General features: G+C 45.3%; 6 protein-coding genes and 2 rRNA genes. 4 read left to right on the top strand and 4 right to left on the bottom strand.

Going from position 1 to position 10250, the window contains the following annotated elements; genetic code table 11:
* Window positions 1-145: 145 nt before the first annotated feature.
* Window positions 146-508 (top strand): DUF488 family protein, encoded by a 363-nt coding sequence (locus ABNS49_RS11920; protein WP_075817306.1) that lies wholly within the window; start codon window positions 146-148, stop codon window positions 506-508.
* Between the two features lie 148 nt (window positions 509-656).
* Here ABNS49_RS11920 and ABNS49_RS11925 read toward each other — a convergent pair whose 3' ends face one another.
* The 4 genes from ABNS49_RS11925 to ABNS49_RS11940 form a co-directional block, all read right to left on the bottom strand.
* Window positions 657-1028 carry an aminotransferase class I/II-fold pyridoxal phosphate-dependent enzyme gene (locus ABNS49_RS11925; RefSeq protein ID WP_348688219.1) on the bottom strand — a complete coding sequence of 124 codons (372 nt, stop codon included), beginning with the start codon at window positions 1026-1028 and terminating at the stop codon, window positions 657-659.
* 127 nt (window positions 1029-1155) lie between these two features.
* Complete coding sequence (locus ABNS49_RS11930; RefSeq protein WP_348688198.1) at window positions 1156-1428, bottom strand: aminotransferase class I/II-fold pyridoxal phosphate-dependent enzyme; 273 nt, start codon at window positions 1426-1428, stop codon at window positions 1156-1158.
* Complete coding sequence (locus ABNS49_RS11935) at window positions 1412-1858, bottom strand: aminotransferase class I/II-fold pyridoxal phosphate-dependent enzyme (protein ID WP_348688199.1); 447 nt, start codon at window positions 1856-1858, stop codon at window positions 1412-1414. The genes ABNS49_RS11930 and ABNS49_RS11935 overlap by 17 nt, the downstream gene beginning before the upstream one ends.
* A gap of 1060 nt (window positions 1859-2918) precedes the next feature.
* Window positions 2919-3260 carry a hypothetical protein gene (locus ABNS49_RS11940; protein WP_348688200.1) on the bottom strand — a complete coding sequence of 114 codons (342 nt, stop codon included), beginning with the start codon at window positions 3258-3260 and terminating at the stop codon, window positions 2919-2921.
* Between the two features lie 2308 nt (window positions 3261-5568).
* Here ABNS49_RS11940 and ABNS49_RS11945 point away from each other — a divergent pair.
* The 3 genes from ABNS49_RS11945 to ABNS49_RS11955 all read left to right on the top strand — a co-directional run bounded on the left by ABNS49_RS11945 (window position 5569) and on the right by ABNS49_RS11955 (window position 10250).
* Window positions 5569-5814 carry a hypothetical protein gene (locus ABNS49_RS11945; protein ID WP_348688201.1) on the top strand — a complete coding sequence of 82 codons (246 nt, stop codon included), beginning with the start codon at window positions 5569-5571 and terminating at the stop codon, window positions 5812-5814.
* A 190-nt stretch (window positions 5815-6004) separates the two neighbouring features.
* A 16S ribosomal RNA gene (locus ABNS49_RS11950) occupies window positions 6005-7441 on the top strand.
* 190 nt (window positions 7442-7631) lie between these two features.
* A 23S ribosomal RNA gene (locus ABNS49_RS11955) occupies window positions 7632-10250 on the top strand.
* Together the 16S and 23S rRNA genes form the textbook arrangement of a ribosomal RNA operon.

Consider the following 10250-nt stretch of genomic DNA (forward strand, 5'->3'; position numbering starts at 1 on the left):
AAAAAAGGCACCTCATCCATTACGGATCAGGTGCCTCTTTTTATTTTTGGACTGTCAGAAATTTAACAGCCCCTTTTCATAATCTTTGTTCAGATTACAAAGAAGAAATAAAACTGGAATTAATCAGTTGATGAATGGAGGATATATGGGAATTCTGAAAATCAAACGTATATATGAACCTGAAAGTCCAGATGATGGATATCGAATTTTAGTCGATCGTTTATGGCCGCGAGGTGAAAGTAAACTCAAGGCTGATCTTGATGAATGGGCAAAACAGGCTGCTCCTTCAAGTGAAGAACGGAAACAATTCCATCAAGGCAATGAAAGTTTTGAACAATTTAAAGAGGCCTATTTAAGTGAGCTTAACCAATCTGAAGATGCCAGAGAACTTAAAAAAGAGATTATGGAAAAGTTAAATCAGGAAAATGTAACCTTGCTTTACGGATCAAAAAATAAAGACGAAAACAATGCGATAGTTTTAATGGAATGGCTGAAAGCTGCAAGCTGACCAAATCAACAAACCGACCAGAATGTTCTGGCCGGTTTTAGGACTTTTATTTATTTGAATTGATGATTGACTAACAAAATGATACTCCTGATGAAAAAAACGTTAAATTATCCTTCTGCTAAAACATTCAGAGAATGTGTTCTCTACCTTAATCAGAGTAATCAGATTTTAGGAAAAACTGACTTTCCCTGATTCTGCTGGCAGCTTCCAAAATATCTTCCTCTTCTAATACAAAAGATAAGCGAACATATCGTTCTCCCATTGGACCAAAGGCTGTTCCCGGAGTAACCATTACTCCTGTGGCTTTTAACAGTTCATGGCAGAATTCATAACAATTCTTATACTTTTCTGGGATTCTTGCCCAGATGAACATGGTTGCCTTTGGGCAGGGAAGCTCCCAACCGGCAAGCCGGAAAGAATCAACCATCAAATCTCTTTTATGTTCATATCGTTGCTGAGTCTCTTTTACCAGAGAACTTCCGGATTCAAGAGCCGCAATTCCTGCTTCCTGAACAGGAATAAGAGGGACAGTGTACCAATTAAATCTATTCGACTTAGAACTTTATCAGGCTTCAACAACTCCTCGGTTTCCCCAGAAGAAAACCGAGTCTGCTTCCAGCCATTTCCATACGGACTTGGAAAAAGAATTAAATTCCACTCCGACTTATCGCATGATCAAAGGAGAGGAAAGATCTGCCGGGAACGCCTGTATAAACCAGGTCAGAATAGGCGTTATCATAGACTACAAGAATATTGTTTTTTCTGGCGAAGGCGATTAGATCATTGATAAAAGAATCGGGTGCACAGGCTCCGGTAGGATTATTCGGATAACACACGATCATCATTTTTGCTTTTTGTGCAACGTCATCTGGGATCGCGTCCAGGTCAATTAAGTAATTGTTTTCAGCTTTCAAAGGCATGAAATGAATATTTGCACCCGCAGTGGGCCGGAGGCGCATCAACATAAACAGGATAATAAGGATCTGGAACGAGTACGATATCTCCTGGATTGCAATAAATCAGAGGGAGATTGACAAGAGCTTCCTGAGATCCCTGCAATAATGTGATCTCGTTTTCTTCAAGGCTGGTTTGATACCGGCTCTGATACCATTTTTGAATAGAGCTGATCATGCCAGAAAGCGGCATAACCGCATATCGATAGTTGGAAGGAATCGATACAGCCTTAGTCATTGTTTTAATAATTGATGGTGAAGGCGGAATTGTTGGCGATCCCAGGGAAAAATCAATTACTTTTTCATCTTTTTCTTTTTCGTAACGTTTTTTTTCTTCTAGAAGTTCAGTAAAGACGCTCGTATGGAATGAGTTCATTCTTTGTGCTCTTTTAAACATAATTACCTCCGATTCAGATTATTCTATGGAAACAAATATATCCTCTTTAATTATAAAAAGGGGCTGTTAAATTTCGACTGATTTTTCATCAGCGAGATTTTACATCAGGCCCCTTTTTCTAATGCTTTTTATCTGATTCATCCTGTTTTTATGACTGTTTTTCCCGTCTCAATGTCAAATTTTTGAGCGCACTGAAAAGAGCCAAACTCTATATAAAAGACTGTTTATAATCTTTTCTCAGATCCCGCTTATTTCTGCTCCTTTTAATTTTCCATAACGCTTCGAGTTCTGGGCAACTCACCGAATTTCTGTTGTTTAATTTTTCTTGATATTGTGTCCCATGGGCCACTAATAAGCACACCTCAAATTGTTACGATTTTCCTAGTCCCCGGCGTCTCAATCGGTCTGATCTGTAGTTTTCTTAAGATCATCCGAAGGTTCCTCTCCGCCTGAATCGGCTCCGCTGACCATAATCTCATTCCTGCATCTGAAGACATGTCTCCGGACTTTCGCCTTCATTCACTCTCAGTTCTATGACAGATCGAGAATGAACGGCCAACCTTTTGCTTTTGTGATCTGAATGGAAGCGGCACTCGCTCCGCAATGGCTGCATCCATAGTAATTCTGTCTTCGCTGATAAGTCCCTGCATTCGATACGCCTGTCGCGTTCCATTCATACATATTGACGCAGGACAGACTGGCACAGCTTCTTCGGTACGGCCAAAATAGCCAGATCTGAACCTGTTTTTTGTCTGTAATGCTTCTGCTGCTACCTGTTCTGTCGCGAATATTATCATCATATCGATGCCTGCTCTTCCGCACCAGAATAGCATCTCAAAGCTTCCGTAAGAGACTCGGGACACCATTATTTTCGGGTATTTGCCGATAACTACTACCACAGTAAGGTCTCTGTGGCAGGAATGAGTCATGTGATCATCGTTGCCAGTTCTGGGCAAACATCACACTTCCGGATATAGCCGCCTGCTGACTCCAAGCTGAATATTGCAGCGCGGTTTGAAACACATTTGGTGTGATCAGTTATAGTAGTCCATATTTCATGTCATGAAGGTCGCATCCGGACGTTTTTGAAAAAGCTCTTGTTGCGTTTCCGCGTCAGCGAGATCTTCGTGAAGACGGCATATCGAGCAAGCCGGACAGATACCTGCGCAAAATCATCGTAGCAGTTTTCTGAGAGGAGGATGTTTTCTGTGCCCTTTTTCCAGTAGACGATGTTTAACGGCCTGCGCCTCTTGAATAGCTGAAGCCAAAACAGTGGCGTTCCATCGAGAAGATAGATGATCCGGTTTTCTGAGAACAGATAACCCGTTGTCCGAAAGACCATTGGATGAAGCCAGGCGTTCAGCTTCTCATGCAGGATCTCGAATTGAAGGGAATTTTCCATGCTGGAGGCCAGATATTTTCTGAGTGGCCTTATGGTCCAGTACGAATGTTATCTTTGTTGGCGTTCGGCCTTCGATTATTTTTGTTCATCCAAGATAAAGAGGACACAGACAGAAGTCTATCTGAGGGATCATTCTGTTCGCATAGCGTTGAATTCCGTAAAGGATCCTCCTCACGCTATGGAGTAAAGGCATGGTCCTGTCTGTAAGGGGAGGATCTGTATCCGGTATAGAAGAGAGTTTTCGCCAGTTGAGAAAAGGCAGAGCAGACGGATGTCGTGAGAATAAAGTTTTCTTCCTGCTTCTGGCCGCAAAGAGCAAGTAAGCTCATAAAGAGTAAAAGAAATCAAAGAGCGCTTTGAGCATGGCGTCTGCTGGGAAAGATGGGCGGTCTTGGCCAGGAGGCAAAAGAATGGATAATATGGCAAGGTCCGAGATAATCATCGACAAGTATGAACAGTAGTGAAGATCGATCCATCTCAATATGAGGGAAGAGGAGAATGGAAGCAGTGGCAAACGGCCTGACATCTCGTCAGTTATACGTGTGTTGTAATTTTGTTTATTGTGAGTCATTTATAACATATTTTACCAAAAGGACCCTCAATCATTACGCGATTGGCATGTGCCATCTATTTCATTTTTGGACTGTCAGAAATTTAACTAGCCCTTGAAATCATAAAATCACGGCAAAAACCTACAAGTTAATTTTTCTCTCAGAATTGGAAAAGCATTGCGTGAGATGGAATAATCTTTCCGGTGCCTTAGAACTCAGGAACATTCAATCTGAATTGTGCTACCTCAGTTCCAGCGAAATTTGGATCATAATCAGTCAAGAAACGAAAAATCCACAACGGACAGCGGGTGAGTCGATATAGAAATCAGAATCGTTCTTTGATCCAGTTGATCCGTAGAACTTATGGCGTGAAATGGAGATTTTCCGTCTGCGTTGGTGTTCCGCGATTCTGACTCCAGGTGGAGCTGAAAACCACTAATAAACACTTCCATCATCGTATTGTTTCCTTAAAACAAAATAACATGTCCTTATTAAAATAGATGTCTCCCGTTGATAAGCTGGTGATTTCAGAAGAATGGAATTACATCTCCTACCTCATTGAAGTTAAAAAAGTTCCGAAATTTCCACTGTGAACTTACAGGTTGTCTTTTTTCGTTTTCATCGTAAAAAGTATTGTAGATCGTCAGCCTCACCATCCACTCAAGTCCATCATGATCTGATAAGCAAAATCGGTGAAGTCATAATTTGTCATCCGTGTGAATCAAAGAATGTTTTCCCGTTATCAAAGGTTCCGATCGTCATTATTCAATACCACTTCTGTATCTTCTTCGTTCCATGCTCCCGCCCCATATTTATAGAGTACTTGCCGCTGGCTTCATGAAGTTTTCAGCAGCTTTTCAATCTATGATTGTTTCAGTGTCCTTGATGAAGGTGAAGAATTGGAAGGATCACCTTTGGTTCGATTCATTGATTGCTGTAAATTAACAGGCTGATAAACAGTGGGAATAAATAAAATCATCGCCAGGGGGTTAAGAACGGGCGGCTGATGTAAGGCATATTTCATCAAATACCTCACTAATTCTGATAATAGTCTGAAAACCAGATTTTAGCATGTGCCAGCGACCTCTCAGTTTGTTTAATGATCATCAAGTTTCTGTGTGAGTCTAAGAACGTCAGGATATAAAAAGGGATTAATCGAGACTGGATTCGAATGGTTGTTCAAAGTTTAATGCAAATAAAGATTGATTGAGATTGGAGCTGATCCAGGAAGTTTAATCTCAATCTGCATAGTCTTTATTATCACAATTTTTCCTGAGAATAAATCCTTGAAGTGCTTCTTTGGTACAGAAGTATTTTAGCAAAGTTTGAAATGGCAGTTTTGAGGTATTCGTCTTTTTAACTAGTCTATGACTCGTCTTTTTATTACCGTTTGATCGGATAGATTAAATTTCTATCGCCTGACAGAACAGATAATAAAAAAAATGAATATGGCAATAGAATTGTTTTGGTGCGATGCGTTGATCTGAATCGGACATGCAGATCGTAGGTTCATATCAGTGTTTAATTTGCTTTCTAAATGATGACTTGCTGATGCTCTTTTGTTTTTTTACAACCTGGAGGAAGAAGTATACTCCCCTCGCTTTTATTGTTGTTCATACAAAAACAATTATAGGAGCAATTGCTTTATTTGATTAACTATGCGAAGTTTCGGATTCAATTTGGTATGATTAAGGTACTACTGTAAAAAAATTAAAACAGATTGGTAAACGGCATAAATTTTGGTTGCAACTTATTTATTGGATAAAGTTAACAAGCTGTTCTTATGGGAATCAATTAAAAATTCAAAACTGAAACGCATCCTGGAATATCCAGATCCTTTATCTAAGGCAGAATCTTATTTTGTGAAAATTAAAATAAGCACAAAAGGGTTGACCGGTGAGGTTTGGAGTGGTATTCTTAATGAGCCTGGTGAAGACGGCTTTTTCTCACAAGCGAAGTCTCTTCTGATTGTGAAATTCAAAAAGAAATCAGAAAAGCCTTGACTTGATCAGACAGGAGTAAGATAAGCAAGCTTGTGAAAGATAAATAAATGTTTACAATAACTCGTTCTTTGGAAAACTTTACAGACAGTATGTAAAGTACCAATTGGTAAGGTAAAACAAACAACCAAGTACAGTAATCAACCTGAACAATCAAAAATAAAATAAAACGCCAAACGCGTTGAGTCAAATCAAATGGAAGAGATCTGATCTGGCTCAGGAATGAACGCTGCGGCATGCCTAATACATGCAAGTCGAACGGTATCTTTGGATACAGTGGCGAACGGGCGAGTAACAGTAGGGAACTGGCCATACCTGGGGATAATTTCTGGAAACGGAATAATACCGCATGGGTTTTCTTAGCTTTGAGGCAAATGAAAGAAGCGCGAGACGCTTTCGGGGATGGATGGTTCTGCGCCGCATTAGCTGCGGGTGAGGCAACGGCTCACCAGGCGATGATGCATAGCCGGCTAGAGCGGAGCGACGGCCACACTGGGACTGAGACACGCCCAGACCTGCGGGAGGCAGCAGTAGGGAATTTCGACAATGGGGGCGCACCCCCCACCTGAAACGAGCAATGGCCGCGTGAGCGAAGAAGGTCTTCGGATTGTAAAGCTCTGTTGCCGGGGGTGGCAAAAAGGAGGAAAGAGGAAATGCTTTTCTTCGGAGGTACCCGGCCAAAGTCACGGCTAATACGTGCCAGCAGCCGTCGTTAATACGTAAGTGTAGCGTTATCCGGATGATGGCCTAAAGGGTGGAGCAGGCGTTCTCAGTCATAGTGAAAGGCAGAAGCTTAAATTCTGTTGCTGATGAACTGAGAACTTGAGTAAGGAAGGCGGCGGAACTCCAGGTGTACGTAAAATGCGTAGAGATATGGAAGAACACCAGTGGCGAGCGGCCGCCTGGACTGAAACTGACGTAGCACGAAAGGTGGACAAATAGGATTAGATACCTAGTAGTCACGCCGTAACGATGAGGAGCAGGTGTCGCCATGAAATGGGTGCCGACAACCAATGCTTCCGCTGGGGAGTATCACGCAATGTGAAACTCAAAGGATTGACGGGGGCCCCACAAGCGGTGGAGTATGTGGTTTAATTCGAAGCAACGCGAAGAACCTTACCAGGCCTTGACATGGAAGCGAAGGCTTAGAGGTAAGCTGGAGGTTATTTCCACACAGGTGCGTTGGTTGTCTCAGCTCGTTGTGAATGTTCAGTTAAGTTGGCACAGCGCAACCTTATTATGCTAACATTGAGTTGAGGACTCATATCAGACTGCCGGTGACAAACCGGAGAGGCGGGATGACGTCAAATCATCATGCCCTTTGGCCTGGGCTACACACGTACTCCAAGGCGTCTACAGCGCGAAGCAAACCGTGGAAGGCAGCGACCGTCAAGGGTCTTAGTTCGGATTGAAGCCTGCAACCCCGGCTTCATGAAGGCGGAATCGCTAGTAATCGCGATCAGCATGCCGCGGTGAATACGTTCCCGGCTTGACACACCCGCCGTCAAACCATGGAGCCGGCAACGCCCGAAGCGCGGCATAACCGCAAGGAGTGACCGTCGAAGGCGGGGCGCGACTGGGGTTAAGTCTAACAAGTATCCTACGGGAACGTGGGATGGATACCTCCTTTCTAAGGAGAAAGTACAAAGAAGTCAGCGGGAAGAATTGAGTGTCTGTAAAGTTTTGAAGAATGAGAATTCTTTCGAGAGGGATCTTTGGAGAAACTAAACATCAGTAAAAGACATAACAGACGTCTGAATAAAAGTTGTAAGGAGTAGCAATAAGTCAAACAACAGTTCAAGTGAAAAACGAGATCAAGCAAGAAAGGGCGTAAGGAGAAAGCCCTGCCACTGCGTATGAAGAAGGACGCGCCCACTCGAAAAGCGCCGGCAAGCCTGTAAGGAAGCACAACCGGCCGGTATCGATGGGGAAAACCCGCTGAATAGAAATCAGTCATCCAGCAATGGGAAAACCCGGCAACCGAAACATCCAAGTAGCCGAGCAAAAGAAAACAAGAGTGACTTCCCCAAAATAGCGGCGAGCGAAGGAAGAAGCCCAACCCCCACGCAAGTGGGGTTGTAGACGCAAGAAATGGAAGGGAGCTGTGAACCTGCTGGAAAGTCAGGCACAAAGACCGAAAATTCCCCCGTAGCGCAAAAACGAACCTGGAGATAGCGGAATCCTGAGTTAACGGACGGGACACGGGAAATCCTGTCGGGCAGCGGACCATCCGCCAAGGCTAAATAGGCAGCGCTGAGCGGATAGTGAAACCAGTACTGAGGGAAGGTGAAAAGAACCGCGCAAGCGGAGTGAAAAGAACCTGAAACGTATCTTACATACATTGAGTCCGTTAGGGATGATGCGTCCTTTTGTAGAATGAAGCCGGGACGCCAGTTGTGAATCTTGTGCAGGTAAATCCCGAGAAGGTGAAGCCGAAGCGAAAGCGAGTCTGAAGTAGGGCGAACAGTAGAGGGTTTTACAGCACAGCCGTAGATCGGTGATCCTAACCGCCATGGAGTTGAAGTTGGCGGTGAAGACAGACAATGGAGAGCCGAACCGATGCCAGTTTGAAAACTCAGCACGGGAATCGACCTGTGGGCTAGGGAGAAATTCCAATCGAACCGGAAAATAGCTGGTTTCTCTCCGAAATACGCTTTAGGGCTACGCGTCGCAAACAGCGATCGTGCGAGGTAGAGCACCTGACATTCATGATTTGGCGCCGCACCACTCACCGGGGTACTGAATGGAATCAACTGCGATGCCATGTTGAAAATGGAAGCGCTAGTCAGAGTGTCGGGTGATAAGGTTCCAATGTCTCCAGAGGGAACAACCACGACACGCCACTAACGCGCCCCAAATGATGACTGAGTGGAAAAGGATGGGGACGCACGGACAGGTAGGGAGGGCTTGGGTCAGAAGCAGCCATCCCTTGAAAGAGTGCGTAACAGCTCACTAGTCGAGTGGCCCTGCGCCGAAAATGTACCGGGGCTAAGTCATCTGCCGAAGCTGCGGATAAGGACAGTAGAGATATTGAAATTGTGGTAGGGGAGCGTTGCATGAGCACTGAAGCCAGATCGAAAGAAATGGTGGAGATCATGGAAGTGAGAATGCCGGTGTGAGTAGCGAGATGCAGGTGAGAATCCTGCACACCGAAAGCCTAAGGATTCCAGGGGAAGGTTCGTCCGCCCTGGGTCAGTCGGGACCTAACGCGAACCTGAAAGGGGAAGCGGATGGAAAGCAGGCAGAGAATCCTGCACCCGCGTATGGAGTGATGGAGTGACAAAGAAGGATAGTGTGACCCGCTAAGTGGATTGCGGGCCAAGCGAAATAAGCGGCATCCAGGCAAATCCGGATGCAAAAGCGAAAACGTGAAGGGGAAGACGTTAGTCGAAGCACATGAATCCAGCTTTCAGGAAAAGCTTCTAGCATGAATCCATAAGCGGCCCGTACCAAAACCGACACAGGCAGGCGGCAAGAGAATTGCAAGGTGAGCGAGAGAACTGTTGCCAAGGAACTCGGCAAAATGGCCCCGTAACTTCGGGAGAAGGGGCGCTCGAAAGAGCCGCAGTGAAAAGGCCCAAGCGACTGTTTAACTAAAACACAGCTCTATGCGAAGCCGCAAGGCGAAGTATATGGGGTGACACCTGCCCGGTGCTGGAAGGTTAAGGGGAAATGTTAGTTTGCACGAAGCATTGAACTGAAGCCCCAGTGAACGGCGGCCGTAACTATAACGGTCCTAAGGTAGCGAAATTCCTTGTCAGGTAAGTTCTGACCCGCACGAAAGGTGTAACGATTTGGGCGCTGTCTCGGCAGCAGACTCGGTGAAATCTTAGTACCTGTGAAAATGCAGGTTACCCGCAACTAGACGGAAAGACCCCATGGAGCTTTACTGCAGCTTGGCATTGGGTTCTGAACGAACATGTACAGGATAGGTGGGAGACGAAGAGAGGAGCACGCCAGTGCGTCTTGAGTCGATGTTGGGATACCACCCTTGAGCGTTTGGAGCCCTAACCTGGGTCCTGGAACAGGATCGGGGAGAGTGCCAGGCGGGCAGTTTGACTGGGGCGGTCGCCTCCCAAAGAGTAACGGAGGCGCCCAAAGGTACGCTCAGGTTGGATGGGAACCAACTGAAGAGTGCAAATGCAGAAGCGTGCCTGACTGCGACAGAGACAACTGGAACAGGGACGAAAGTCGGGATTAGTGATCCGGCGGTGCCGAATGGAAGGGCCGTCGCTCAACGGATAAAAGCTACCCTGGGGATAACAGGCTGATCTCGCCCAAGAGTTCACATCGACGGCGAGGTTTGGCACCTCGATGTCGGCTCATCGCATCCTGGAGCTGGATTCGGTTCCAAGGGTTGGGCTGTCCGCCCATTAAAGCGGTACGCGAGCTGGGTTCAGAACGTCGTGAGACAGTTCGGTCCCTATCTGTTGTGGGCG

It is taken from the genome of uncultured Dubosiella sp. (assembly GCF_964018005.1).
Lineage (GTDB): Bacteria > Bacillota_I > Bacilli_A > Erysipelotrichales > Erysipelotrichaceae > Dubosiella > Dubosiella muris.

Bases quoted from the DNA above. Each gene is read 5' to 3' on its own strand.
- ABNS49_RS11920 (WP_075817306.1), top strand. From the start codon at position 146: ATGGGAATTCTGAAAATCAAACGTATATATGAACCTGAAAGTCCAGAT.
- ABNS49_RS11930 (WP_348688198.1), bottom strand. From the start codon at position 1,428: ATGCCTTTGAAAGCTGAAAACAATTACTTAATTGACCTGGACGCGATC.
- ABNS49_RS11935 (WP_348688199.1), bottom strand. From the start codon at position 1,858: ATGTTTAAAAGAGCACAAAGAATGAACTCATTCCATACGAGCGTCTTT.
- ABNS49_RS11940 (WP_348688200.1), bottom strand. From the start codon at position 3,260: ATGGAAAATTCCCTTCAATTCGAGATCCTGCATGAGAAGCTGAACGCC.